The following is a 25,682-nucleotide window of genomic DNA, read 5'->3' as shown; positions in this document are numbered from 1 at the left end:
TTCAGGGCGCGCCGGGCGGGACGAACGGCAACCCGTCCGGCGCGCCGCTTTCCAGCAGTTGCAACAGTTTACCTGTGTCCACTTCGGACTCCACGGCGTCGGCCAGGCGTTCCAGCATGTCCTCGCGCAGCGAAGCGAACCCCGGCGCGCCCTCGACCGGCGCCCAGTCGACGCCGGCCTGAGCCGCCACCTCCGCGAGCCAGGCGCGGCGGAAGCCGTCGTTTTCGAACGCGCCGTGCCACGTCGTGCCCCAGACCGAGCCGGTGCGGTGACCGTCCAGAAAGGACTCCGCGGCGGCGCTCGACGCGGTGCCGTGGTGGATTTCGTACGCCTCGACCCGGTGCCCGCGCCACTCGCCGACCGGGCGGCCGAGCGCCTTCTCCCCCGCGAACGTCACGGTGGTGGGCAGGAGACCGAGGCCGTCGACGGTGCCGGCACGTGACTCGACGTCGTCGTGGATGGTGGCGGCGAGCATCTGGTAACCGCCGCAGATGCCGAGCACGGGCCGGCCGGCGCCGGCGCGCGCGGTCACCGCGTCCGCGAGGCCACGCTCGCGCAGCCAGCGCAGATCGTCCACGGTGGCCCGCGATCCGGGCAGCACCACGAGATCCGCCGCGGCGACCGTGTCCGGGTCGGCCGTGAGGCTCACTGTCACGCCGGGTTCGGCCGCGAGGGCATCGACGTCGGTGGCGTTCGAGGTACGCGGGAAGCGCACCACGGCCACGCGCAGCCCGCCGCCCCGCGGGGCTTCGTGCCGCCAGCCCGCCACGGCCAGCGCGTCTTCGGAGTCGATCCACACGCGGTCGAGCCAAGGCAGCACCCCGAGCACGGGCCGGCCGGTCACGTCTTCGAGGCTCTTCAGCCCCGGGCGAAGCAGGCCGACGTCGCCGCGGAACTTGTTGATCACCCAGCCCGCGACCAGCGCCTGGTCCTCCGGCGACAGCAGCGCGAGCGTGCCGAACATCGCGGCCAGCACCCCGCCACGGTCGATGTCGCCGACCACCACCACCGGCAGCGAGAACCGCCGCGCCAAACCCAGGTTCACGTAGTCGCCGCCACGCAGGTTGATCTCCGCGGGGCTGCCCGCGCCCTCGCACACGACCACGTCGAAGCGGGAGCTCAGGTCCTCGAACGCGCCGAACGCGATCTCCGCCAGCCCAGCGCGGCCGGTCGCGTACTCGCCGGCTTCCAGCGTGCCGAACGGTTTCCCGAGCGCGATCACGTGGCTGCGCCGGTCGCTGCCCGGCTTGAGCAGCACGGGGTTCATCGCCGCTTCGGGCTCGACGCGCGCGGCGCGGGCCTGCAGCCACTGCGCGCGGCCGATCTCGGCACCGTCGGCGCAGACCATCGAATTGTTCGACATGTTCTGCGACTTGAACGGCGCCACCCGCACGCCGCGGCGCGCCAGCCAGCGGCAGATCCCGGCCGTGACCAGGCTCTTGCCGGCGTCGGACGTCGTGCCCGCGACCAACAGCCCGCTCATCGCGCCACCGCCACCGCTGCTGCCACCAGGGCCGCGGCCGCGCCGACCACGCGCGACAACCGCACCGCGCGGCGCAGGTCGACGGGCTGCGGCGCGCGGCCGTCACCGAGCGTGCCGCGGTCCTCGATCTCGCCGCCGTAGCTGTTGGTGCCGCCGAGGCGCAGGCCGAGCGCGCCGGCGAACGCCGCCTCGACCTGGCCGGCGTTGGGGCTCGGGTGGTGCGAGCCGTAGCGCCGCCACGCCCGAAACGACGCCCGGACCTGCCCACCCGCGAGCGGCGCGGACACCGCCGTGAGCACGGCGCCGGCCCGCGACGGGACGAGGTTGACGAAGTCGTCGAGGCGTGCCGCCGCCCAGCCGAAGTTGCGGTGACGCGGCGAGCGGTAGCCGACCATCGCGTCGAGCGTGTTCAGCGCGCGGTAACCGAGCAGGCCGGGGATTCCGGCGACGGCACCCCACAGCAGCGGTGCGACCACGGCGTCGGACGTGTTCTCCGCGATCGACTCGGTGGCCGCGCGGGTGAGCTCGGCGGTTTCCAGCTCCGTCGCGTCACGCGCGCAGAGGTGCGACAGCCGGGCGCGCGCGCCGGGGACGTCGTGGGCGTCGAGCAGCCGCGCCATCTCACGGCCCTCCGCCGCGAGGCCGCGGCCGCCGAGCACCACCCACGTCGCGGCGGCGGTGAGGGCGAAGCGCGCGAAGGGGCGTCGGCGCGTGCTGAGCTGAGCGGCCACGCCCAGGCCCGTCGCGGCTCCCGCGCACACCGCCGCGTACGCCGCTCCGCGCGGCTTCGAGTCGGCCCACCAGCGGCGTTCCAGCGCGCCGGCCCAGCTGCCGAACACCGCGACCGGGTGCCCGCGGCGGGGGTCACCGAAGAGTGAGTCGGCCGTATATCCGGTGATCAGGCCGGCCGCTGTGACGGCTTGTCGGAGTGGCACGTGGCGAACGGTAGCGCGTGCACGAGAATGCCGGGTATGACCAAGCTGACGCACCGGCTCGCCGGGTATCTCGAGACCCTGGCGCGGACCCTCCGCCGGTACGGACGCGACGACGGCAAGGTGCTGGTCCTCGGCGGCGTCCGCTCGGGGAAGTCGAGGCACGCGGAGCGGATCGTCGCGCACCACACGCACCTCGTGTACGTGGCCCCCGGCCTCCCCCCGAGCGACGACGACCCCGAGTGGGCCGCCCGAGTCGCCGCGCACAAGGCCCGGCGCCCGCGCCACTGGACCACGGTGGAGACCACCGACCTGGCGACCGTGCTGCGCTCGGCGACGAGCCCGCTGCTCATCGACTGCCTCGGCACGTGGCTCTCGCGCGTGCTCGACGAGGTCGGCGCGTGGTCGGGCAAGCCGGGCTGGGAGCGCCGTCTCGACGACCGGCTCGAGGACTTCCTGGCCGCGTGGACCCAGGCACGCGTGCCCGTGGTGGCCGTGAGCAACGAGGTCGGCAGCGGTGTGGTGCCCGCTACGTCGTCCGGACGGCTGTTCCGTGATGTGCTGGGCGCACTCAACAACCGGGTGTCCGCCGAGTCCGACCGGAGTCTGCTGGTCGTCGCCGGGCGGGTGCTCGAACTGCCGTAAGGAGTCCGCCGTGCCGCGTTTCGACATTCCCGTGCCCGACGCCGCCGCTCGCGCCGCCGCGCAGGAGCGCCTCGACGGCCTGGTGAAGCCACTCGGCGCGCTGGGCCGGCTCGAGGAACTGGCCGCGTGGCTCAGCGCCGCCCACGGCGTGGTGCCACCGCGTCCGCTGGACGACGTGCGCGTGGTCGTTTTCGCGGGTGACCACGGGGTGTCGGCGCAGTCGGCCTACCCGCGTGAGGTCACGGCGGCGATGGTGCGGGTGTTCCTCGCCGGGCGCAGTGGCGTCACGGTGCTCGCCGCGCAGGTCGGCGCTCGCGTGCGGGTGGCGGACATCGCGGTCGATTGGGACGCTTCGGATGTTCCGGCTTCGGTGACCGCGCACAAGATCCGCCGCGGCTCGGGCGCCATCGACGTCGAGGACGCGCTCGCCCCGGGTGAGGCGCTCGCCGCGTTCGAGGCGGGGCGCGCCATCGCGGCGGAGGAGGCCGACGCGGATCTGCTCATCCCGGGCGACATGGGCATCGGCAACACCACGATGTGCGCGGCCCTGGTCGCGGCCACGCTGGGCCTGCCCGCGGCCGAGGTCGTCGGCACGGGCACCGGCGTGCCCGGGGCGGCGTTGGACGCGAAGACGGCCGTGGTCGAGGCCGCGGTGCAGCGCGCCGCGGGACGGGTCGCCGATCCGTTCGAGCGGCTGACGGCGTTGGGCAGCGCCTGCGTCGCGGCCACCGCGGGGTTCCTCGTGGAGGCCGCGGTGCGGGGCATCCCCGTGCTGCTCGACGGCATCTTCTCCGGCGCGGCCGCCCTGGTCGCCCGGGACATCGCGCCGGGTGCCGAGCAGTGGTGGCTCGCGGGGCACCGCTCGACGGAGCCTTCCCAGGCGTTCGCGTTGAAGGCGCTCGGGCTCACGCCGATCCTCGACCTGGGCCTGCGCCTCGGCGAAGGCAGCGGCGCTGTGCAGGCCGTTCCGACGCTGCGGGCGGCCCGGGCGATCATCGCGGACATGGGGTTGCTGGCGGACCTCGCGTGAGGGCTGCCCGCGAGGAGGTGAGGGCCGCCGGAGCTCGGCTCGAAGGATCCGGGTGGCCGTCAGCCGCGGCGCGGCGAGGCGCGGCGAGGCGGCCGGCGGCCGCTGTCAGGTGCCTCGATTCCGGAGGGCTGCGAGTGGGGCGCCGGTGAAGCTCGGCGACGCGCTGCGGCTGGCCGTCGGCACCCTGACCACCGTGCCCGTGCCCGCCCCGCGCGTCATCGATCGAGGGGTGGCCGGGGCGGCGATGGTCCTGGGCCCGGTCGCGGCGGTCCCCCTCGCGGCGGCCGCGGGCCTGGTCGTGGCCGGCGGCGTGGCCGTGGGACTGCCCGCGCTCGCCGTCGCCGCCCTCGCGCTGGGAGTGGTGGCTCTGGGCAGCCGCGGCCTGCACCTCGACGGGCTGGCCGATACCGCGGACGGGCTCGGCGCGTCGTACGACCGCACCAAAGCCCTCGACGTCATGCGCCGCGGCGACTCGGGCCCGACCGGGGTGGCGACGCTCGTCTTCGTGCTCCTGGTGCAGGTCGGTGCTTTGACCGGCGCCGTGTCGGCGGACCACGGCGTCGGGGCCGCCGTGGTCTCCGTGCTGGCGGGCCGGTGCACGCTGTCGATGTCGTGTGCGCGCGGCGTGCCGTCCGCCCGGCCGGAGGGGCTCGGAGCGACGGTGGCGGGGTCCGTGCCGCGGCTGGTCGCGGTGGCCGTCGGTCTGGTGGCCGCCGCGCTGGCCGCGCTGGCGCCCGGCTTGCCGTGGTGGCAAGGGGTGGCCGCGGTCGGCGCCGGGTACTTCGTCGCGGCTGCCTTGCTCGCCCGGTGCGTCCGGCGCCTCGGCGGAATCACCGGTGACGTCCTCGGCGCCGGAGTCGAAGTGGCGGTGGCGGCGACGCTGCTCACGCTCGCCGTCTGAGCCGCACCCGGTTCCGGTCGGCGACGGCGACGCTAGCCGAACGTGAACACGTACGCCTTGGCGCCGGGTTCGAGGAAGGTGATCTCCAGCGTCCGCTCGCGGACCTCGCCCTGCTGGCGCACGAGCTGGTAGAGGCGGGCGTCCCGGAGCAAGCCGTTCCCGTCCTCGTCGACGTCCACACCGTGTGCCGGGCCCGGAGCCGCGCCATCGAGGAACACGCGGAAGACAATCGGCTCTCCCGCACCGCGAGACAGCACGAGATGCGCGTCCCGCGCGTGGAACCGGTAGGAGATGCTCCCCCCGGCTCGGTCGAGCACGACGTTCTCGGGCCCGATCGTCCAATCTCCGGCGAGGGCCCAGTTGCCGAGGTGCAGGTGCGGCGGGACCCCGTAGGTGCGGCGTTCGTCGAACCCGACGCGGCCCGGCGACGCGAAGTGCTCACCACGCCCGTAGCCGAGATACGTCTCGGACGTCCGCAGGTGCTCCCAGTCGGCCTCGGCCTCCACGCCGCGCCCGGCGACGGAGACGAGCTCGCGCTCGACACCGAGCAGCCGCTGGATGAGGCGCTCCGACTGTTCGTAGCGTCCTTCACCGAAGTGGTGGTCGCGGATGACGCCGTGGGCGTCCACGAAGTAGAGCGCCGGCCAGTAGTGGTTGCCGAAGGCGCTCCAGATGGCGTAGTCGTTGTCGACCGTGACGGGGTAGTCGATTCCTCGTTCCATCGTCGCCTGCCGCACGCGGTCGATCTTGTGTTCGAAGGAGAACTCCGGCGTGTGGACTCCGACGACGACCAACCCGTCGTCGCGATAGGCCCGCGACCAAGCGCGGACGTAGGGCTCCTGGCGCAGCCAGTTGATGCAGGTCAGCGTCCAGAAGTTGACGACGACGACGCGGCCCTCCAGCTCGGCGGGGCCGAGGGGCCCGGAGTTGAGCCACTCGGCCCCGCCGAGTGCGGGCATCTGCACGCGTGCGGATACCGACATCTAGCGGACCGAACGCAATCCGGCGCGGACCTCGGAGGCGAACAGCTTCGGCTGCTCCCAGGCGGCGAAGTGCCCGCCCTTGTCCAGGCGGTTGTAGTGGACGAGGCGGGGATAGGCCTCCTCCGCCCAGCTCCGCGGCACCTGGTAGAGCTCGTCCGGGAAAACGCTCACCGCCACCGGGACGGAGACGCCCTTCGGGTCGAAGAAGCCGAGCTTGTTCTCCCGGTAGAGGCGTCCCGAGGAAACCCCCGTGTTCGTCAGCCAGTAGTGGGTGATGTTGTCGAGCACGTCGTCTCGGGTCAGGCCCTCGGCCTGCCCGTCGAAGACGCGTGCGATCAGCGCCAGACTGGCCGAGTCGTGGTCGAGCATCCAGGCGGCGAGGCCGACGGGTGAATCGGCGATCCCGTAGAGCGTCTGCGGGTGGGTCCCCATCTCGAGTGCGTAGGCCACGTCGGTCGCGAAGAAGTCCTTCAGCTTTTCGTAGAGGCGGGTTCCCTCGTCGGACAGATCGGGCGGCGCCGGGCCGCCGGACTGCACGGCCTGGGCGACGTCGGGTCGGACGGCGCCGGGGAAGTTGGTGTGGATGCCGATCAGGCCTCCCGGTGCCTGTGCACCCATCAGATCGACGATCTGCCCGCCCCAATCGCCGCCCGAGGCGACGTAGCGTTCGTATCCCAGGCGCTTCATCAGCACCGCCCAGGCGCGCGCGATGTGCTCGGGGCCCCAACCGGTGACGGCCGGCTTGCCCGAGAACCCGTAGCCGGGCATCGACGGGATCACCAGGTGGAACGCGTCCGCTTCGCTCGCGCCGTGGGCAGTGGGATCGGTGAGCGGATCGATGATCTTCAGCTGCTCGATGACCGAGCCGGGCCATCCGTGCGCGACGAGGAGCGGCAACGCGTCTTCGTGTTTCGAGCGAACATGGATGAAGTGGATGTCGAGGCCGTCGATCTCGGTGATGAAGTGCGGTAGAGCCTTCAGTCTCTCCTCGCACCTGCGCCAGTCGTACTCCGTCGCCCAATAGCGGGCGAGCGCCTGCATCGTCTCCAGCGGCACGCCCTGTGAGATGTCCGAGACGGGTTCCTTTTCCGGCCAGCGAGTGGCCAGAATGCGCGCACGCAGATCATCAAGATCCGCATCGGGCGTCTCGACCGTGAACGGCCGGATCGCTTGATCGTGCGCTGCTCCTTCAGTCGTGACAGACATGCGTCTCCTCGGTGGGCTGGGTGCGGTGGTCGATGGCGCGTTGCCGGACCAGACGCGAAACTCGGTACTGTGCCACCGGAGCACCGGCGGTTCCTCACCCGAAACGAGTGATACGCACGGTTTCGTCGTGCTCGCCGGCTAGAGCGAGCGGGCCAGCGCGGCGACGAACCCGTCGGTCACCTCGCGGGAACGGACCGCCAGGCGCAGGTGCCGGGGGCCCAAGCCGGGGAACGTATCGCCGCGGCGCACCGCGTACCCCGCGGAGCGCAGGCGAGAACGCAGGCCTTCGTCGGGACCCTCGATCAGCACGAACGGACCCCGCGGGTCACCCAGGACCGGAATGCCCAGTCCGCTCAGGCGGGAGACGAGGTAGTCACGGTCGGATTCGGCGGTGGCGGCCAGCTTTTCCGCTTCTTCCAGCGCGGTCGGGCGGCAGCAGGCGACGGTGGCGACCGCGGCCGGCGTCGACACGGACCACGGCGGCTGGACGGCCCGCAGCCGAGCCAGCTCTTGAGGCGGGCCGAGGACGTAACCCGCGCGCAAGCCCGCCAGCCCCCACGTCTTGGTCAGGCTGCGCAGCACGACCACACCGTCGAGCGACGAACCCGCCAGGCTCTCCGCTTCGCCGGGGATGGCGTCGAGGAAGGCTTCGTCCACCACGAGCAGGCGGCCGGGCTGTGCCAAGACACGAAGTACGTGAGCGGGGTGCAGCACCGAGGTCGGGTTCGTCGGGTTGCCGACGAACACCAGATCGGCCGACGCCGGGACGAGTCCGGGATCCAGCACGAAACCGTCCGACGACGGCAGGACCACACGCGACACGTCGTGACCCGCAGCGCGCAGGGCGGCCTCGGGTTCGGTGAACTGCGGGTGCACGACCACCGCGTGCCGCGGCGTCAAAGCCGAAGCCAGCAGGGTGAACGCCTCCGCCGCACCGGCCGTCACCAGCACTTCGTCCACCGGTCGGCCGTGCCGCGCGGCAACAGCTGCCTGTGCCGCCGACGGATCGGGGTACGCGGCGAGACTGTCCACAGCGGACACCAGCTCCCGCCGCAACCACTCGGGCGGGCGCGGCAGCCGGACATTCACGGCGAGGTCCACCAGCCCCGGCCCGACCTCGCGATCGCCGTGGTGGTGCAGGTCGTAGTCCGAGGTGTCAGCCACGCGAAGCCACCTGGGCAAAGGCGCGTACGTGGGTAGCGAACCGTTCCGCGAGCTCCGGGTACCCGGCCCAGTGCACATGCAGGTACGACGCGTGCAGCGAAGCCGAAGCGAACCCGTCCACTGTCCGCTCCCAGCCCCACGCCGGCGACGGACCGGCCCCAGGCGTGAGCTCCGTCCGGTGGAACTCGTGGCCGGTCACACGCTGGCCCGCGACCGCGAGCACGTTGTCCGCCAGCGAAACCGCCGTCCGATACCCCAGCTTTCCGCGCTTGGTCATCACCGCCGTCGCGTCGACGACACCGGCCATCGGCAGTCCGTCCAGCTCACGGCACAGGTAAAGCAGCCCCGCGCACTCCGCGCTCACCGGCATGCCGAGCCCGACCGCGTCCGCCACCGCCGTGAGCAACGGCTTGTTCGCCGACAGCTCCGCCGCGTGCACCTCCGGGAACCCGCCGCCGAAGTACAACCCGGCACAGCCCTCGGGCAGCTGCTCGTCCCGCAACGGATCCACGTCGACGACGTCCACGCCGAGCGAAGCCAGCTGCTCGATGTTCTCCGTGTACCGGAACGTGAACGCCGGCCCGGCCGCGGCGGCCACCACCGTCCGCGGTCCCTCGAAGTCACCAGGCGGTGTCCACACGGGACCAGTCAACGGCGGCGCCGCCCGCGCGACCCGGACCACGGCCTCGAGATCCACCCCGCCGGCCACCCACGACGCCAGCTCCGGCAGCACCCGCTGCGAGTCGGCAGCGCGCTCGGCCGCGGGCACCAGGCCGAGGTGGCGGCTCGGCGCGTGCACGTTCTCGTTGCGCCGCAACGCACCCAGCAGCGGCACGCCCGTGGCCTCCAACGCGGACGCGATCTCGTCCTCGTGGCGCTGCGAACCCAGCTTGTTCAGGATCACCCCGGCGAGACGCACGCGCGTGTCGTAATTCGCGAACCCGAGCACGGTCGCCGCGACGCTGCGCGAAGCGGCCGAAGCGTCGACCACCAGCACCACCGGCGCGTCGAGGACCCGGGCGACGTGAGCGGTCGACGCGTAACCCTCCGTGCCGAGGGCGCCGTCGAACAGTCCCATTACGCCTTCGATCACGGCGATGTCCGCGTCGGAGGAACCGTGCCGCAGCAGGGGAACCAGCCGGTCCTCACCCTGCAGGAACGGATCGAGGTTGCGGGCGGGACGGCCCGTGGCGAGCGCGTGGTAGCTCGGGTCGATGAAGTCGGGCCCGACCTTGTGGCCCGACACGCGGTGCCCGGCCGCGCGCAACGCCGCCATCAGCCCTGCGGCGATGGTGGTCTTGCCGTGCCCGGAACCGGGCGCGGCGATGACCACCCGCGCTACCACTCGATCCCCCGCTGCCCCTTCTGGCCCGCGTCCATGGGGTGCTTGACCTTCGTCATCTCGGCCACCAGGTCGGCGGCCTCGACGAGCTCCGGCGGCGCGTAGCGGCCGGTGATCACCACGTGCTGGTGCCCGGGCCGGGAGACCAAAGTGGACACCACGTCGTCGACCTCGAGCCAGCCCCACTTGAGCAGGTAGGAGAACTCGTCGAGCACGTAGAAGTCGTGCGTCTCGGCGGCGAGGCGGCGCTTGATCTCGGCCCAGCCCTCGCGCGCGTTGGCGGCGTGGTCGGAGTCGGTGCCGGACTTGCGCGTCCAGCTCCAGCCCTCGCCCATCTTGTGCCACTCGACGGGCCCGCCCTCACCCGTGTCGTCGTGCAGCTTCCCGAGCGCACGGAACGCGGCTTCCTCGCCGACGCGCCACTTCGCCGACTTCACGAACTGGAACACCCCGATCGACCAGCCCTGGTTCCACGCGCGCAGCGCCATGCCGAACGCGGCGGTCGACTTGCCCTTCATCTCGCCGGTGTGCACGGCGAGCAGCGGGCGGTTGCGCCGCTGGCGCGTGGTGAGCCCGTCCTGCGGGACGACGGCCGGTTTCCCTTGCGGCATCAGGCAGCCCTCCCGGTGTGTTCGCGGACGGCCGAGGCCAGCGTCTCGGCCGCGACCTCGGCGAGCGGCACGTGCTCGGCGCCGAGGTGCCCGGCCAGCTCCGCCGCCAGCCCGAGGCGCATACGGCCGCTCTCGCAGTCCATCACGATGGTGGTGACGCCGGCCAGCAACCCCGCCGCGGCCTGCGAGCGTGCGACGGCGTCGGCTCCGCTCGTGGCCCGCCCGTCCGTGACAAGAACCACCAGCGGACGCCGGCGTGGATCGCGGATCGCCTCCACTCGCAGCACGCGCGCCGCTTCCAGCAGCCCTTCCGCGAGCGGCGTGCGGCCGCCCGTCGGCAGTCCTTCCAGCCGCGCGGCCGCGGCCTCGACGCTGATCGTCGGCGGCAGCGCGAGCTCGGCCGAGTCACCACGGAAGGTGACGAGCCCGACCTTGTCACGCCGTTGGTAGGCGTCCAACAGCAGCGACAGCACCGCCGTCTTCACCTCCCGCATCCGCGTGCGCGCGCCCATGGAGCCCGACGCGTCCACACAGAACAACACGAGGTTGCCTTCGCGCCCTTCGCGCAGCGCGAACCGCAGATCCTGCGAACGCACCAGCAGTCCGGGACCGCTTCGGCCACGGGACCGTTGGTGCGGGGCGGCGGCACGCATCGTGGCGACGAGGTGCGGCCGGCCGTCGCGGACGCTCGGTGGCTGGACCCCGATCGTGCGGCCGGTGTCGGTGATGGCCCGCGACCGGCGGCCGCGCTCGCCTTCGCCGGTTCCCTTCACGCGGAACACGCGCGCCCGGAACGTCTCGCCGGAACCGACCGTGTTCTGTGGTCCGGAACCCGTCCCGTCGCCCGGTTGCTGCTGCGGTTGCTGCTGGGGCGGCGCCGGCTGGTCCCCCGGCGGCTGCTCACCTTCGGCGCTCGGGGACCCGGAACCCGAGCCGGGCCCGTCGTCCTCCGGGCCGGAACCGGGATCTTCGGACGGTTGCGCGTCCTGCAACGCCTGTTCCAGCTGCTCCTCGGAAATCCCCGGCGCGTCGAACGGGTTGCGGCGGCGCCGGTGCGGCAACGCGAGCCGCGCGGCCACGCGCACGTCCTCGGTGGTCACCTCGTTGCGCCCGGCCCACGCCGCGTGCGCGACGGCCGTGCGCGCCGTGACGATGTCGGCCCGCATCCCGTCCACCTCGAACGACGCGCACACCTCGGCGATCTGCCGCAGCGCGTCGTCGGGCAGCTTCACCGCGGGCAGAAGCCGTTGTGCCGCCTCGATGTCCGCGGCCAGGGCCGAGTCTTCGGCGGCGTACGCGGCCACGAACCCGTCGGGATCCGCCTCGTACGCGAGGCGCCGGCGGACCACCTCCACGCGCTGCTCGGGCTCCCGGCTCGACGCGACCTCGACGGTCAGCCCGAACCGGTCCAGCAGCTGCGGCCGCAGCTCGCCTTCCTCGGGGTTCATCGTGCCGATCAGCACGAACCGCGCCGCGTGCGACACGGACACGCCCTCGCGCTCCACGGTCGCGCGGCCCATCGCGGCGGCGTCGAGCAGGGTGTCGACGAGGTGGTCGTGCAGCAGGTTGACCTCGTCCACGTAGAGCAGGCCCCGGTTCGCCGCGGCCAGCAGACCCGGCTGGTAGTCCGTGACGCCCTCCGACAGCGCCTTCTCCAGGTTCAGCGACCCGACGACCCGGTCTTCCGCCGCGCCGACGGGCAGCTCCACCAGCCGCGCCGGCCGCCGGTGCGCGGGCGCGCCCGCCGGGTGCGGACCGTCCGGGCAGACGGGGTCGGGCGCGGCGGGATCGCACGAGAACCGGCAGCCGTCCACCACGTCGAGCTGGGGCAGCAGACCGGCGAGCGCACGCACCATCGTCGACTTCGCCGTGCCCTTCTCGCCCCGCACCAGCACGCCGCCCACGGCAGGTGAGATCGAGGACAGGATCAGCGCCAGGCGCAGGTCCGGCATCCCGACGACGGCGGTGAACGGGTACGGCTTCAAGAGCTCTCCTCGTGGTCGGCGTCCGGCCGATCATCGCACAGGAAACGCGTCGTCTAGCGTGGGTGAACGTGCGCGAAAAATCACCTCTCACAGTGGTCGGGATCGGGGCCGACGGCTGGGCGGGGCTGGGCGGAAAAGCGCGAAAAGCCGTGCTCGAAGCCGACGTCGTGCTGGGCGCGCCGCGGCAGCTCGCGATGCTGCCCGAAGGCGTCCGCACGCAGCCGTGGCCGAGCCCGCTGCTGCCCGGGCTCGACGACGTCCTCGCCGAGCACGCCGGACGCCGGATCTGTGTGCTGGCCAGCGGCGATCCTCTGCTCTCAGGCATCGGCACGACCCTGCGCGACCGCGGCCACGAGATCGACGTCTTGCCCGCGCTCTCGTCGGTGACGCTGGCCCGCGCGCGGCTCGGCTGGTCGTTCGAGGAGACCGAGGTGGTCACCGTGGTCGGGCGCGTCGTGGACCGCGTGGCCCGCGTGCTCGCGCCGCGCCGGAAGGTGCTGGTGCTGGGCGCGAACGCGGCCGACCTGCGGGAACTGCTCCGGACCCGCGGCTACGGCGAATCCACCCTGACCAGCCTCGAAAACCTCGGCGCCGAAGACGAGCACGTCGCCGACGGCTGGACGCACGAACCCGGCCCCCTCACCGTGTTCGCCCTGGTCTGCGCCGGCCCCGCGCTCCCGCTCACCGGCCTGCCCGACAGCGCGTTCGAGCACGACGGCCAGCTCACCAAACGCGACGTCCGCGCGTCCGCCCTCGCCCACCTCGCGCCCGTCCCCGGCGAGCTGCTCTGGGACGTCGGCGCGGGCGCGGGCAGCATCGGCATCGAATGGTCCCGCGCGCACCCCCTCAACCGCGCGATCGCCGTCGAACGCGACCCCGCGCGCGCCGAGCGCATCACCCGCAACGCCGCCACGCTCGGCGTCCCCGAGCTGCGAGTGGTCACCGGCCCGGCCCCCGACGCGCTGGCGACCCTCCCCGGGCCCGACGCCGTCTTCATCGGCGGCGGCCTCACCGTGCCCGGCCTGCTCGACGCGTGCCTCGCCACCGGTGCCCGCGTGGTCGCCCACGGTGTCACGCTGGAAGCAGAACAGATCCTGGCGAACGCCTACGCGAGCCGGGGTGGTGAGCTGACGAGGGTCACCGTCGACCACGCGCAGCCGCTCGGCGGGTTCACGGGGTGGACCCCGTCGCGCACCGTGACGTCCTGGAGTTCGAGATGACCGTTCACTTCATCGGCGCCGGCCCCGGCGCGGCCGACCTCATCACCGTCCGTGGCCGCGACCTGCTCGCGCGCTGCGGTGTGTGCCTGTACCCGGGCAGCATGACGCCGACCGATCTGCTCGCGTATTGCGCGCCCGAGACCGAGCGCGTCGACACGGCGAACCTGAGCCTCGACGAGATCGTCGAACGCCTGATCACGGCCCACCGCGCGGGCCACGACATCGCGCGGCTGGTGTCCGGCGACCCGTCGCTCTACAGCGCGGTGGCGGAAACCGTGCGCCGCCTCGACGCCGCCGGAGTGCCCTACGCCATCGTCCCCGGTGTGCCCGCGTTCGCCGCGTCGGCCGCCGTGCTGGGCCGTGAGCTGACCGTGCCCGGTATCGGGCAGAGCCTCGTGATCACGCGGGCGCAAGCGCGGTCGACGGCGTTGCCCGAGGGCGAGACGCTGGCGAACTTCGCCCGCAGCGGCACCACACTCGCGTTGCACCTGGCCATCAACCACATCGAGCGCGTCACCGAGGAGCTCGTGCCGTTCTACGGCGCCGACTGCCCCGCGGCCGTCGTGGCGCTGGCGAGCCAGCCGGGCGAGACCGTCGTGCGCGGCACGCTCACCGACATCGCCGCGCAGGCGCGCGAAGCCGGAATGACGCGCGCGGCCACCATCTTCGTCGGCCAGGTGCTCGCAGCCGGAGGATTCCCCGACAGCTTCCTGTATTCGAGCACCCGAGACCGCGCGAGCCAACCGGAGTCACTGTGACAGACCTACGCTGGGGCCTGCTGGCCGCCGGATCGATCGCCGCCGACTTCGCGACCGGCGTCGAGCTCAGCAAACACGGCACGCTGGAAGCCGTCGCCGCCCGCTCGGCCGACCGGGCGCGCGAGTTCGCCACCCGCTTCGACATCCCGAAGGCCTACGGCTCCTACGTCGACCTGCTCGCCGACCCGGACATCGACGCCGTCTACATCGCCACGCCGCACCCGATGCACGCGGAGTGGGCGATCCGCGCCGCCGAAGCCGGCAAGCACGTGCTGTGCGAGAAACCGCTCACGGTCACGGCGGCCGAGGCCGAGAAGGTGATCGACGCGGCGCGCCGCCACGACGTCTTCCTCATGGAGGCGTTTATGTACCGCCTGCACCCGCAGACGCGCCGGCTCGTCGAGCTGATCTCGTGCGGCGCGATCGGTGAGGTCCGGGCCGTCGACGTCTCGTTCAGCTTCGACACCGGCGCCAACGACGCCCCTCGGCTGGCCGACCCGGCGCTCGGCGGCGGCGGGATCCTCGACGTGGGCTGCTACTGCACGTCGCTCGCGCGGCTCGTTTCGCAGGCGGCGACCGGCATCGACGTCGTGGAGCCCACCACCGTCACCGGGATGGCGCGGCTGACCGACCGCGGCGTCGACGAGTTCGCGATGGGACTGCTGCGGTTGCCGGGCGACATCATCGCGCAGCTGTCCTGCGGCTACCGGCTCACGCAGGACGACCACATCCGGATCTACGGCACCACCGGGCAGATCCACGTGCCGAAACCGGCCTGGCTGCCGCAAATGCGCCGGGCGACGTCGTCGCAGATCGTGCTGACGCCGGGGGGCGGCGAGCCCGAGGTGATCGAGATCGAGGCGACGCAGAGTGTGTTCGCGCGCGAGGCCGACCACGTCGCCGCCCACGTGGACAACCGGCAGGCACCCGAGCTGACTTGGGCCGAGACGCTCGCGAACATGCGCACGCTCGACCGCTGGCGCGCGGCCGTGGGCTACGGCGGATGACCGTGCTGATCCTCGGCGGCACGGCCGAGGCGCGGGCGCTCGCGGCCGAACTGCACTCGCGCGGGGTCGCCCTGGTGTCGTCGCTCGCCGGGCGGGTCGCCCGGCCACGGCTGCCCGTCGGCGAGGTGCGGGTCGGGGGTTTCGGTGGTGTCGAAGGGCTGTCCGCGTGGCTTCGTGAGCACGAGGTGGCGGCGGTTGTCGACGCGACCCATCCGTTCGCGGAACGCATCGGTACCAACGCTTTCGCCGCCACGTCGGCCATCGGCGTGCCGCTGCTGCGGCTCGCCCGGCCCGGTTGGCAACCCGCCGAAGGCGACCGCTGGCACTGGGCCGACGACCTCGGCGCCGCCGCCGAACTGCTGCCCGGCCTCGGCTCCCGCGTCTTCCTGACCAGCGGACGACAGGGGCTCGCCGCGTTCGCCGAGCTCGACGCGTTGTGGTTCCTCATCCGCTGCGTCGACCCGCCCGAGCCGCCGTTGCCGAGGCAGCACGAGGTCCTGCTGAATCGCGGACCGTACGAAGTGGACGGAGAGCGCGCGCTGCTGGCCGAGCACCGCATCGACGTTCTCGTCACCAAGGACAGCGGCGGCCCGATGACCGCTGCGAAGCTCACCGCCGCCCGCGAGCGGGGCCTGCCGGTGGTCGTCGTGCGCCGCCCGCCGCGCCCGGCCACCGCCGAGGTCGCGGGGGTCGCCGAAGCCGTGGAATGGGTGCTGCGCCGATGATCGACGAGTTCTACGAAGTACTTCGCCGCCGCCGCGACGTCCGCGGCGAGTTCACCGGCGAGCCGATCGACGACGCCGTGCTCATCCGCGTGCTCGAAGCCGCGCACGCCGCGCCGAGCGTCGGTCTGAGCCAGCCGTGGGACTTCGTGCTCGTGCGCGATTCCGCCACGCGCGAGTCCTTCGCCCAGCACGTGCACGACGAGCGCGACGTGTTCGCGGCCGAGCTGGCCGGCGAACGCGCCGACACGTTCTCCCGCATCAAGATCGAGGGCATCCGCGAGTCGACCCTCGGCATCGTCGTCACCTACGACGCCGAACGCGGCGCGCCCGCCGTGCTGGGCCGGCACGCGATCGCCGACGCCGGGCTGTACTCGGTCTGCCTCGCCATCCAGAACCTGTGGCTGGCCGCGACCGCCGAGGGCCTCGGTGTCGGCTGGGTGAGCTTCTACCGCGAGCCGTTCCTCGCGTCGTTGCTCGGCATCCCGACCGGAATCCGGCCCGTGGCCTGGCTCTGCGTCGGCCCCGTGACCGCGCTGGCCGAGGTCCCGGACCTCGAACGCCACGGCTGGCGCACCCGCGCGCCGTTGGCCAACGCCGTGCACCACGAGCGATTCACGCCCCGCAGTGAGGGGCCTTCGTAGCCCCTGCGGCGCACCGGATAACTTCTCCCGATGCGTCCGATTGCCGTAGCGCTGGGGTTGCTTTCGGCGCTGTGCGCCCTGGCCTATCCGTTCCTGCCCGTCGTGCAGGACACCGCGTTGGTCGGCTGGCCGACCGGCTCCGACACCCGGTCCGTCAACGCGCCCTTGACCGGGTACTGGGCCCAGGACCTCGAGGCCGAGATTCCGTGCGCCACGGTCAAGTCGCTCGACGCGCGCACGAACGGTCCCGCGCTGCTGTTCGCGACGGTGCCGGACGGGCGCACCGACCCGCGCGCCGGCAACGGCGTCGGATTGCAGCTGCGCGTGGACAACGGCGTGCTGCTCGCGTCCAGCCAGGGCCAGCAGATCACGCAGCAGCCACTGCCGCCGGCCGGCTGCACAGTGACGCTGAAGTCGGACGCCACGCAGATGACGCTCGCCGTCGCGGGCACGACGGTGTTCCACACGACCGGCGACGTCCGCCCGCGCGTGGTCGGCATCTACTCCTCGATCAGCTCCGCGAAGGACCCGATCGCGGGCCTGCGCGTGACGGTCGTGCCGGACACCCGCTACCAGACTTCGCCGACGGCGTTGAAGATCGGCGTCGGCATCCTCGGCGTGCTCGCGTTCGTCGCCTGCCTGATCGCCGTGTGGCGTATGGACTCCGGGTTCGCCCGGCGCGCGCCGCGTTGGGCTCCCGTGGGCTGGTGGCGCCTGACCGGCCGCGACGCGACGGTGATCCTCGCGCTCGGCGCGTGGGTGTTCATCGGACCGGTGACCTCGGACGACGGCTACATCCTCACGATGGCCAGAGTCACGGAGTCCACGGGCTTCCTGACCAACTACCACCGCTGGTTCGGCGTCGCGGAGGCGCCGTTCGGCTGGTTCTACCACCTCTACGAGCTGATGACGCACGTCAGCACGGTGCCGCCGTGGATCCGGCTGCCCTCGTACCTGGTGGGCGTGATCAGCTGGCTGCTCATCAGTCGCGAGGTGATGCCCCGGCTGGGCACGCAGGTGCGCGGCAGCCGCGCGGCCGGCTGGGCCGCGGCGGCCGTGTTCCTCGTCTGGTGGATGCCCTACAACAACGGCGTGCGGCCGGAACCCGTGGCCGCGCTGGGTTCGCTGCTCGCGATCTGCGCCGTGGAACGCGCGTTGGTGACGCGCCGCCTGCTGCCGCTGTGCCTCGGCCTCACCGCGGCCGCGTTCACGCTCGCCGCGACGCCGACGGGGCTGATCGCGGTGGCGCCGTTCCTGGTCGCCGCGCGGCCGTTGTTCAAGCTCGTGCGCCAGCGCGCGGCCGGTGGCTGGCTCCCGATCCTCGCGCCGATCGCCGCGTCCGGGCTGCTCGTGCTCGTGGTGGTGTTCGCGGACCAGACGTTCGCGACCGTGCAGGAAGCCACGCGCATCCGCACGCAGGTGGGGCCGAACCTGTCGTGGTTCCAGGAGCTCGCGCGCTACCAGCTGCTGTTCGAGAACCTGCCCGACGGGTCCGCGCCACGACGGTTCCCGGTGCTGCTGGTGGTCCTGTGCACGGTGACGTGCCTGGTCGTGCTGCTGCGGCGCGGCCGGATCCCGGGCGCGGCACTCGGGCCGAGCCGGCGGCTGATCGGCACCACCGCGTTGTTCTTCCTGCTGCTGGCCCTCACGCCGACGAAGTGGACGCACCACTTCGGCGCGTTCGCGGCCGTCGGGGCGTCGATGGCGGCGTTGACCGCGTTGGCGACGAGTTCCACCGTGCTGCGCTCGAACCGCAACCGGGCCACGTTCCTGGCGGGGCTGCTCGTGGTCGGCGCGCTCGCCGCGACGGGACCCAACACGTACTGGTTCGTTTCGCGCCTGGGCGTGCCGTGGACCGGGCTGGCGCCGTCGATCGCCGGGATCCCGCTGTCGACGATCCTGCTGGTGGCCGCGGCGATCGCGGGGATCTACGCGTTCGTGGAGAACATCCGCGCCCACCGCCCGGGCGCGCCCGCGCCGCAGGAAAAACGCGGCCGGTCGCTGCGGCTGGGTTCGCTGTCGCTCGTGGTGGTCTGCGGCTTGGTCGCGGCCGGCGAGTTCTACACGATGGCGGCGGCGATCTACATCCAGCGGGGCAGCTACAGCCTGGGCGCCGCCGACTTCGGGCACCTGTTCGGCAAGAGCTGCAACCTGTCCGACCACGTGATGGTGGAGACCGACGCGGCGAAAAGTGTCCTGCACCCGCAGCCCGAGCAGCGGACCGTGCCGGCGAAACAGGAGGAGTCGCCGCTGCCGAACCCGGATCAGGGCAACGGCCAGGTGCAGACCGGCTTCCACCCGCGTCCCACCGAAGAGGACGACCCGCTTTCCGAGCCCCCGCACGGCTTCACGCCCGACACCGTGCCGATGTGGAGCAGCTACTTCGAGCAGAACCGCGCGGGCCGGCTGCGCAGCGAGTGGTACGCGCTGGCCGACAAACCCGCCGACGGCCAGATCGTGATCGCGACGGCGGGCCAGCCGCGGCGTCCCGCGTCGGTCAGCCTCGACTACGGCGTGGTGACGGCCGACGGCGTCAAGGTGCTGCGCAGCCAGTTCGCCCTTCCGCCGGGCGCCGGCACCGGCGGCTGGAACGACACCCGCATCAACCTGCGCGACCTGCCGCCGCAGACCACGTCGGTGCGCGTGGACATCGTCGACAACGACCTCACCGAGGACGGCTGGATCGCCGCGTCCGCCCCGCGCGTGCCGACCTTCACGACGCTGACGGACAAACTCGTGGGCAAGTCCGTGTACATCGATTGGCCCGCATCGTTCGTCTACCCGTGCGCGAATCCCGTGACCTCCCACGACGGCATCTCGCAGGTCCCCGACTACCGCATCACGGCCGGCGCCCTGGCCGACGAGGCGCAATGGGCGTCGGCCACCAACGGCGGGCCGATCGGCTGGCTCGAGGAGGTGGCGAAGGAACCCGAGGTGCCCAGCTACCTGATCGGCCAGCCGAGCCAGTCGTGGGGCCAGCTGCTGCAGGTGGAGCCGTTCAGCGAAGGCATCGCGCCCACGGTGCAGCACGGCCGGAAAACGGTGTGGGGCTGGTGGTCTCCGGGACCGGGGCCGGCACAGCCGAACGGGAAGGACCCGACGCGCTGACCCTCACGCCTTGACCGTCTCCTGTGGACGGTCCTCGTGGTGCGGTTCGGTCAGCCCGCGGGCCGCGACCGCGGCGAGCACCGGCAGCACGGTCAGCGACAGCAGCGCCCACTGCAGGCCCGCCGCGTTCGCGAGCCCGCCGACCGCGGGCGCGGCCAGGCCGCCGACGCTCACCGCCAGGCCGAGGGTGACGCCGCTGGCCGTGCCGTGGCGGTGGGGCAGGTAGTCCTGGCCGAGGGTGACGTGCAGGGAGAACGGGACGTAAGTGGCCACGGCGGTCAGCGCCACCAGCGCGTACACCGCGGGTCCGGGCACGAGCGCGACGCCGGCGACGGCGGGAATCGCGACCAGGTACGCCACACGCAGGGTGCGGATGCGGCCCCAGCGTTCGGCCAGCACTCCGCCGAGCAGGGTGCTCGCCGCGCCGGCGCCGAACAGCACGACCAGCGCGGCCCCACCCGCCGTCGGACCACCGCCGACCCGTTGCGCGACCCAGATCGCGAGGAACGTGTTCAGCCCGAACGTCACCATCGAGCGAGCGACGACCACGATCGTCAGCCGGGCGAACTGGCGCCAGTCGTCGCGCCCGGCCGCGGCGGCGTGGCTCGCGGCGGCGAGGGGACCCTGCAGCTTCCGCAGCACGGCGACGGTGAGCAGGCCCGCGGCGAGCGCCGGGACCGCCAGCAGCGGGGTCGCGCCGAGCCCGCCGAGGTGGAGCACGGGCGTGACGAGGATCGGGCCGAGCGCGAAACCGACGTTGCCGCCCAAGGAGAACCAGCTCATGCCGACGTGCCCGCGCCGCGCGACCCGGCGGGCCAGCCGCGCCGATTCGGGGGTGGTACGCGGCGACGCCGAGCCCGGACAACGCGATGGCCAGCCACGTGAGCGCACACGAGTTCCCGAGACCGGACAACCCGTGCCGGCACCGGCGACCGTCATGCCGGCCGGGACGAGCTACGGCAGCGCCCGCCGGTCGGTCAGCACACCGAACAGCGGCTGCACGACCGACGACAGCAGCGTCGCGGCCAGCGTGATGCGGGAAGCGGCGAGGTAACCGTAGGAGCGCTCGGCCACGAGGAACGGGACGAGGGCCGGCACGGCGCCCTGGTAGCGGTCGTCGACCGCGTGGCCGACGACGAGCATCACCATCGGCCACCGGGAGTTCGTTGAAGTCATTCGGGGATCGTCGCACCGGCCGAGGTGGTCCCGATTCCGTTATTCTGCCGACCTATATCGATTTCTCGCCATTTGCCCGCGGCGCCCACCTTCGAGCCGCGAGCTCCAGACCACTGAGGCGGTCGCGGCGCACTGGCACGACGAGAACCAGGTCGTCTACGCGAGCCGCGGCGTGCTCGCGGGTGCACACGGCAACCTCGCGGTGGATCACGCCGGCCCACCGCGCGCTGTGGGTCCCGGCGGGCACCGTGCACGCCCGCCGCGCATACGGCGTCACGCGGATCCACCTGGTCGGCCTCGCCCGCGCGCTCAACCCGCTGGGCCTGGTCGAGCCGACTGCACTGGAGGTCTCCCCGTTGCTGCGAGAACTCCTCGTCGCCTACACCGCGCTCGCCGACGATCGCGACAGCCCGGTCGGGCGGCGGATGCGCGCGGTGCTGCTCGACCAGCTCGCCGCCGCCGAGGAGCGGCCGGTACGCGTGCCGGAAGCCCGGGATCCACGCCTGGCCGCGGTCTGCCGGCTGCTGGAGGCCGACCCGTCGGACTCGCGCGGGCTCGACGCGCTGGGCCGCCAGGCGGGGGCGAGCGGCCGCACGTTGACGCGGCTGTTCCGGCAGGACACCGGCATGACGTTCCCGCAGTGGCGCACCCTGCTGCGGCTCTACCACGCGCTGCGGCTGCTCGCCGAGGACACGCCCGTGACGACCGTCGCACGCGAGTGCGGCTTCGCGACGGCGAGCGCGTTCATCGATGTGTTCCGGCGGTCGCTCGGGCACATCCCCGGGTTCTACCTCCGCGGCGGCGACGGCTGAGCCGCTTTGACGCTACCGACGACCGTGGCTAGGTTCGTTGTCGTGGCTGATAAACCTCGACTTCCCGGATTGACGTTGGCCGACGCCGATGAGCTGGTGCGGACGGCGCTGGCCGTCGGCGCTGAGCGGGGTTTCCCGCCGCTGGCAGTGGCCGTGATCGACGTGGCCGGTGAGGTGATCGTGCTGCGCCGTTCCGACGGTGGCATGCCGATCACCAGCCGCGTCGCCGTGGCCAAGGCGCGCACCGCCCTGCGGATGCTGCAGCCCTCCGGTGAGATCTCCCTGCCCGGCGAGATCGTCGAAAGCATCCAGCACCTGTACTCCGGCGACTTCGTGCCGCGAGCCGGCGGCGTGCTGGTGACCGAGGGCGACGTGATCGTCGGTGCCGCGGGCGCGTCCGGTGCGCACGGTTCCGAGGACGAGGAAGCCGTGCGCACCGCCGTCGCGCGGTGGCAGGAGAAGCGTCAGGCGTAGCTCTGCTGCTGGTTATCGACCCGACCACAGTCACGGCGGGAATGGTTGTCCAACAAGGTAACGTCCTGCTGGGTGCCCGCCTACTTCTGGTCGGATGGGTAACTGCGCGGCGTCCAGACGACCGTCGTGCCGTCCAGGCCCTCCTGCGCCACCGTTTTCGACGAGCCCACAATGAGCAGGCACCGCATGTCCACAGTGGACGGGTCCAGCTCGCCCAGGGTGGTCACCGTGATCCGCTCCTCCGGCCCGCCCACGTCACGCGCCACGACGACCGGAGTGGCCGGTTCACGGTGGCGCAGCAGGACTTCCCGCGTGGTGGCCAGCTGGGTCGTGCGAGTGCGCGAAGCCGGGTTGTACAGCGCCAGCACCAGGTCGGCCGCGCCCGCGGCGTCCAGGCGGCGTTCGATGACGTCCCACGGCTTGAGGCGGTCCGAAAGGGACAGCACGCAGTAGTCGTGACCCAGCGGCGCACCGACACGGGAAGCGGCTGCCTGCGCGGCCGTCACCCCGGGGACGATGCGCACGCGCACGCCGGCACCGCGGCCGGCGGCGACCTGTTCCAACACGGCGGAGGCCATGGCGAACACGCCCGGGTCCCCTGAGGAAACCACCGCAACCCGCGCCCCGGAAGCCGCCAGCTCCAGCGCTTCCACCGCACGGTCGGCCTCGACGCGGTTGCCCGACGCGTGCCGCTCCTGGCCGGCACGCTGGGGCACGCGGGCGACGTACGGGCCGTAGCCCACGATGTGTTCCGCCGCGGCCAGCTCGGCCGACGCTTCGGGCGTCAGCCACTCCGGTCCCGCCGGGCCGAGGCCGACAACCACGACCTCGCCGGTGCCGGAAACCGGCTTCGCCGCCTGAGGAACCACCGCCGGCTCACCGTCCACCCTGGACGCATACGCCGGGCTCGGCAGCAACGCCAGCGAGAAGTACGGCACCGTCGACGGATCGACGTCGGCGAGCGGCTCGATCCGCTGCTCACCCCACGTGGCGCGCTCGACGTACCACGCGTCGTCCAGCTTGCCCGCCTCCGCGAACGCCTCGCGGACGGCGCCGAAGGTGCGCCCCAGCTTCAGCACGGCCGCGGCCTGCGTGTCGGCCAGCCGGCGCGCCAGCTCGGGCGCCGGCAACGTGCCCGGCAGGACCGTGAACACCTCGTCGCGCTGCACCAGCGGACGGCTCAGCACCGACGACGCCGCGCTCACCGACGTCACGCCCGGCACGACCTCGGCCTCGAAGCGACCGGCGAGGCGCTCGTGCATGTACATGTAGGAGCCGTAGAAGAACGGGTCGCCCTCGCACAGCACGACCACGTCGCGTCCCGCATCGAGGTGCTCGGCCAGCTTTTTCGCGCTCAGCTCGTAGAAATCGGCGATCGCGCCCTCGTAGCCGCCGGGGTGGTCGGTGGTCTCCGTGGTGACCGGGTAGACCAGTGGCTCCTCCGGCTGCCCCTCGCGCAGGTACGGCGCGGCCACCGAACGCGCGATGCTGCGGCCGTGGCGCGCGCTGTGGTAGGCGATCACGTCGGCCTCGCCGATCAGCCGCGCGGCCTTCACCGTCATCAGTTCCGGGTCGCCGGGGCCGAGCCCGACGCCGTAGAGCCGGCCGGTCATTCGACCACGCTCGCGATCGCGTTGACGGCCGCCACGGCCATCGCGCTGCCACCCCGGCGCCCCTGCACCACCAGGTACGGCGCCGGAGCACGCTTCGCCAGTTCCACTTTGGACTCGGCCGCGCCGACGAAACCCACCGGCACGCCGATGATCGCGGCCGGCGCCCCGACACCTTCCTCGAGCAGCTCCAGCAAGCGGAACAACGCCGTCGGCGCGTTGCCGATCGCCACGACCGAACCCGGCAGCCGGTCGCGCCACAGCTCCAGCGCCGCGGCCGACCGCGTCGTGCCCATCCGCTCGGCCAGCCCCGGCACGCTCGGGTCGTCGAGGGTGCAGACGATGTCGTTGGCCGCGGGCAGCCGCTTGCGGGTGATGCCGCTGGCGATCATCTTCGCGTCGCACAGCACCGGCGCGCCCGCCTCGAGCGCCGCCCGGCCCGCCTCGACGACGTCGAGGGAGTAGCGGAGGTCGTCGACCAGGTCGACCATGCCGCAGGAGTGGATCATCCGCACCGCGACGCCGGCGACGTCGTCCGGCAGAATCGCCAGGTCCGCCTCCTCGCGGATCGTGGCGAACGAGTGCCGGTAGATCTCGGCACCGTCGGCCAGGTAGTCGATCACGGGTTTTCCTTCCTCACCAAGGAGTCCGCCAGGCGGGACGCCGCCAGCAGGCGTCCGCCGACACGGTAGCCGCCGGCTTCGGCGACCACGTCGAGGTGGGGGCCCGACGGCCGCCCGCAGCGCCGTGCACAGCCCGCCACGTGGGCGCGGACCCCGGCCGGGACCAGGCGCGCGGCGTCGGCGCGCACGTCGGCCAGCGACTTCGCGCAGCCGGGGCGGCCGATGCAGGCCGTGATCTCCAGCGCGGCGGGGTCGGTGCCCAGGCCGGCCGCGTGCAGGCGCGCGACGGCGTCCGGCGCGGCGTCCGGCAGCACGATCGACCGCCACGGTGTGACGACGGCGAGGTCGGCGAGATCGGCGAGAATCCGCAGCTGCGCGGCCGTGAGCTGCCCGAACCGGGGCAAGACACCGACGCCGTGGTCGCCGAGCGGCCCGACGGTCGGGTCTACGCGCACCGGGCGCTCCACGGGCTCAGCCCGCGATCCCCGGGGCAGCAGCACGGTGGGATCAGGCAGCTCCGCGATCCGCCAAGCCGTCCCCCGCTGCGCGGCGAACTCGCGCGCGACAGCCAGCAACGCGGCCACAGCTTCGTCACGCGGCACGGACCAGCCGGTGTCCACGCCCGCGAGCAGTACCGTGCCCGCGTCGGACGTCACCGCGCGCCAGCACACATCGGCGCCTTCACCCGCGACGTCACCCCGGCCGTCGTCGAACGCGAACAGGAACCGCCCCGGCAGCTCGGCCAGCTCCGGCTCGGCGCACAAGGCCACGTCCAGCTCCCCCGCCAGCCCGCGGACGTCAGCGGTCCCGCCGTGCACCCCGCTCAACGGCGAGGCCAGCACGTTGCGTACCCGCTCGTGCGTCGGCGAAGGCAACAACCCGGCAGCCATGAGCCTCGACGCGAGGCCGGGCCGCCGCACCCCACGCAGCTGGACGTTGCCCCGCGAGGTGAGGTGCACGTCGCCGTCACCGAAGTCTTCGGCGCAGGAAGCCAGCACCCGCAATCGCTCCGCGGAGACGACCCCGCCGGGCAGGCGCACGCGGGCGAGCGGTCCGTCCGCCGCGTCGTGCGTGGCGAAGACGCCGGGGCAGGCGTCGGCGCGTACGCGGGCAGGGCTGGACATGCCGCTCACTGTAGCTGGCTGCGGATTGAGCAGGATTGCGATCGTACGTAGTAGGTATGCTACATTTCGTCGCACACAAACGATGGGGGTGGATTCGGTTGAGGAATCCAGAGGAAGTCGTG

24 protein-coding genes are annotated in these 25,682 nt (G+C 72.8%); 11 read left to right on the top strand and 13 right to left on the bottom strand.

Annotated features, from left to right (window positions below):
* Window position 1: 1 nt before the first annotated feature.
* Together AB0383_RS30295 and AB0383_RS30290 are read right to left on the bottom strand one after the other, a co-directional pair.
* Window positions 2-1,483 carry a cobyric acid synthase gene (locus AB0383_RS30295; RefSeq protein ID WP_366189169.1) on the bottom strand — a complete coding sequence of 494 codons (1,482 nt, stop codon included), beginning with the start codon at window positions 1,481-1,483 and terminating at the stop codon, window positions 2-4.
* Window positions 1,480-2,418 (bottom strand): cobalamin biosynthesis protein, encoded by a 939-nt coding sequence (locus AB0383_RS30290; RefSeq protein ID WP_366189168.1) that lies wholly within the window; start codon window positions 2,416-2,418, stop codon window positions 1,480-1,482. Before AB0383_RS30290 ends, AB0383_RS30295 begins: the two co-directional genes overlap by 4 nt.
* Window positions 2,419-2,454: 36 nt before the next feature.
* On the opposite strand from AB0383_RS30290, the gene AB0383_RS30285 reads away from it, so the two are divergent.
* From AB0383_RS30285 to AB0383_RS30275, 3 genes are all read left to right on the top strand, one after another.
* Entirely contained in the window at window positions 2,455-3,060 is a 606-nt protein-coding gene (locus AB0383_RS30285) for a bifunctional adenosylcobinamide kinase/adenosylcobinamide-phosphate guanylyltransferase (RefSeq protein WP_354876980.1), read from the top strand.
* 10 nt (window positions 3,061-3,070) lie between these two features.
* On the top strand, window positions 3,071-4,090 hold the full coding sequence (cobT, locus tag AB0383_RS30280; RefSeq protein ID WP_366189167.1) for a nicotinate-nucleotide--dimethylbenzimidazole phosphoribosyltransferase: 1,020 nt from the start codon (window positions 3,071-3,073) through the stop codon (window positions 4,088-4,090).
* Window positions 4,091-4,235: 145 nt separating this feature from the next.
* Window positions 4,236-4,991 carry an adenosylcobinamide-GDP ribazoletransferase gene (locus AB0383_RS30275; RefSeq protein ID WP_366189166.1) on the top strand — a complete coding sequence of 252 codons (756 nt, stop codon included), beginning with the start codon at window positions 4,236-4,238 and terminating at the stop codon, window positions 4,989-4,991.
* Window positions 4,992-5,023: 32 nt separating this feature from the next.
* Here AB0383_RS30275 and AB0383_RS30270 read toward each other — a convergent pair whose 3' ends face one another.
* The 6 genes from AB0383_RS30270 to AB0383_RS30245 form a co-directional block, all read right to left on the bottom strand.
* Window positions 5,024-5,974, bottom strand: coding sequence for a redoxin family protein (locus AB0383_RS30270; protein ID WP_364178564.1), 951 nt, complete (start codon window positions 5,972-5,974; stop codon window positions 5,024-5,026).
* Complete coding sequence (locus tag AB0383_RS30265; protein WP_366189165.1) at window positions 5,975-7,180, bottom strand: epoxide hydrolase family protein; 1,206 nt, start codon at window positions 7,178-7,180, stop codon at window positions 5,975-5,977.
* 138 nt (window positions 7,181-7,318) lie between these two features.
* Window positions 7,319-8,344: an Rv2231c family pyridoxal phosphate-dependent protein CobC gene (gene cobC / locus AB0383_RS30260; protein WP_366189164.1), complete on the bottom strand. Its 1,026-nt coding sequence runs from the start codon at window positions 8,342-8,344 to the stop codon at window positions 7,319-7,321.
* On the bottom strand, window positions 8,337-9,677 hold the full coding sequence (locus AB0383_RS30255) for a cobyrinate a,c-diamide synthase (RefSeq protein WP_364178556.1): 1,341 nt from the start codon (window positions 9,675-9,677) through the stop codon (window positions 8,337-8,339). Before AB0383_RS30255 ends, cobC begins: the two co-directional genes overlap by 8 nt.
* Before the next feature lie 5 nt (window positions 9,678-9,682).
* The gene (gene cobO / locus AB0383_RS30250) at window positions 9,683-10,297 is read right to left on the bottom strand and encodes a cob(I)yrinic acid a,c-diamide adenosyltransferase (RefSeq protein WP_364178554.1); all 615 of its coding nucleotides are present in this window, start codon (window positions 10,295-10,297) and stop codon (window positions 9,683-9,685) included.
* A complete protein-coding gene (locus AB0383_RS30245; protein ID WP_366189163.1) occupies window positions 10,297-12,282 on the bottom strand; it encodes a putative cobaltochelatase in 1,986 nt (661 codons plus the stop codon). The genes cobO and AB0383_RS30245 overlap by 1 nt, the downstream gene beginning before the upstream one ends.
* Window positions 12,283-12,374: 92 nt before the next feature.
* On the opposite strand from AB0383_RS30245, the gene cbiE reads away from it, so the two are divergent.
* The 6 genes from cbiE to AB0383_RS30215 are packed head-to-tail and all read left to right on the top strand — an operon-like array spanning window position 12,375 to window position 19,741.
* Window positions 12,375-13,502, top strand: coding sequence for a precorrin-6y C5,15-methyltransferase (decarboxylating) subunit CbiE (cbiE, locus tag AB0383_RS30240; protein WP_366189162.1), 1,128 nt, complete (start codon window positions 12,375-12,377; stop codon window positions 13,500-13,502).
* The gene (cobM, locus tag AB0383_RS30235; RefSeq protein ID WP_366189161.1) at window positions 13,499-14,260 is read left to right on the top strand and encodes a precorrin-4 C(11)-methyltransferase; all 762 of its coding nucleotides are present in this window, start codon (window positions 13,499-13,501) and stop codon (window positions 14,258-14,260) included. The genes cbiE and cobM overlap by 4 nt, the downstream gene beginning before the upstream one ends.
* Window positions 14,257-15,267: a Gfo/Idh/MocA family oxidoreductase gene (locus tag AB0383_RS30230; RefSeq protein ID WP_364178543.1), complete on the top strand. Its 1,011-nt coding sequence runs from the start codon at window positions 14,257-14,259 to the stop codon at window positions 15,265-15,267. The genes cobM and AB0383_RS30230 overlap by 4 nt, the downstream gene beginning before the upstream one ends.
* Complete coding sequence (locus AB0383_RS30225) at window positions 15,264-15,992, top strand: cobalt-precorrin-6A reductase (RefSeq protein WP_366189160.1); 729 nt, start codon at window positions 15,264-15,266, stop codon at window positions 15,990-15,992. Before AB0383_RS30230 ends, AB0383_RS30225 begins: the two co-directional genes overlap by 4 nt.
* The gene (gene bluB / locus AB0383_RS30220; RefSeq protein WP_366189159.1) at window positions 15,989-16,633 is read left to right on the top strand and encodes a 5,6-dimethylbenzimidazole synthase; all 645 of its coding nucleotides are present in this window, start codon (window positions 15,989-15,991) and stop codon (window positions 16,631-16,633) included. Before AB0383_RS30225 ends, bluB begins: the two co-directional genes overlap by 4 nt.
* A 30-nt stretch (window positions 16,634-16,663) precedes the next feature.
* Window positions 16,664-19,741 (top strand): arabinosyltransferase domain-containing protein, encoded by a 3,078-nt coding sequence (locus AB0383_RS30215; protein ID WP_366189158.1) that lies wholly within the window; start codon window positions 16,664-16,666, stop codon window positions 19,739-19,741.
* Between the two features lie 3 nt (window positions 19,742-19,744).
* On the opposite strand, the gene AB0383_RS30210 is transcribed toward AB0383_RS30215, so the two are convergent.
* Both AB0383_RS30210 and AB0383_RS30205 read right to left on the bottom strand, forming a co-directional pair.
* Complete coding sequence (locus AB0383_RS30210) at window positions 19,745-20,524, bottom strand: MFS transporter (protein ID WP_366189156.1); 780 nt, start codon at window positions 20,522-20,524, stop codon at window positions 19,745-19,747.
* Window positions 20,525-20,695: 171 nt separating this feature from the next.
* Complete coding sequence (locus AB0383_RS30205) at window positions 20,696-20,917, bottom strand: hypothetical protein (protein ID WP_364178528.1); 222 nt, start codon at window positions 20,915-20,917, stop codon at window positions 20,696-20,698.
* Between the two features lie 182 nt (window positions 20,918-21,099).
* Between AB0383_RS30205 and AB0383_RS30200 the strand changes: the two genes are divergently transcribed.
* On the top strand, window positions 21,100-21,729 hold the full coding sequence (locus tag AB0383_RS30200; RefSeq protein ID WP_366189155.1) for an AraC family transcriptional regulator: 630 nt from the start codon (window positions 21,100-21,102) through the stop codon (window positions 21,727-21,729).
* A 42-nt stretch (window positions 21,730-21,771) separates the two neighbouring features.
* Complete coding sequence (locus tag AB0383_RS30195; RefSeq protein WP_366189154.1) at window positions 21,772-22,203, top strand: heme-binding protein; 432 nt, start codon at window positions 21,772-21,774, stop codon at window positions 22,201-22,203.
* Between the two features lie 80 nt (window positions 22,204-22,283).
* Here the strand turns inward: AB0383_RS30195 and AB0383_RS30190 are convergent, their stop codons facing one another.
* The 3 genes from AB0383_RS30190 to AB0383_RS30180 are packed head-to-tail and all read right to left on the bottom strand — an operon-like array spanning window position 22,284 to window position 25,560.
* Complete coding sequence (locus AB0383_RS30190) at window positions 22,284-23,816, bottom strand: precorrin-2 C(20)-methyltransferase (RefSeq protein WP_366189153.1); 1,533 nt, start codon at window positions 23,814-23,816, stop codon at window positions 22,284-22,286.
* On the bottom strand, window positions 23,813-24,436 hold the full coding sequence (locus tag AB0383_RS30185) for a precorrin-8X methylmutase (RefSeq protein ID WP_220243175.1): 624 nt from the start codon (window positions 24,434-24,436) through the stop codon (window positions 23,813-23,815). The genes AB0383_RS30190 and AB0383_RS30185 overlap by 4 nt, the downstream gene beginning before the upstream one ends.
* The gene (locus AB0383_RS30180) at window positions 24,433-25,560 is read right to left on the bottom strand and encodes a precorrin-3B synthase (protein WP_366189152.1); all 1,128 of its coding nucleotides are present in this window, start codon (window positions 25,558-25,560) and stop codon (window positions 24,433-24,435) included. Before AB0383_RS30180 ends, AB0383_RS30185 begins: the two co-directional genes overlap by 4 nt.
* Window positions 25,561-25,682: the final 122 nt, after the last annotated feature.

Source organism: Amycolatopsis sp. NPDC051373 (assembly GCF_040689465.1).
In the GTDB taxonomy this organism is placed as follows: domain Bacteria; phylum Actinomycetota; class Actinomycetes; order Mycobacteriales; family Pseudonocardiaceae; genus Amycolatopsis.
The sequence above is the reverse complement of the archived record's forward strand: the minus strand, read 5'-3'. Positions and strand labels throughout refer to the sequence as shown.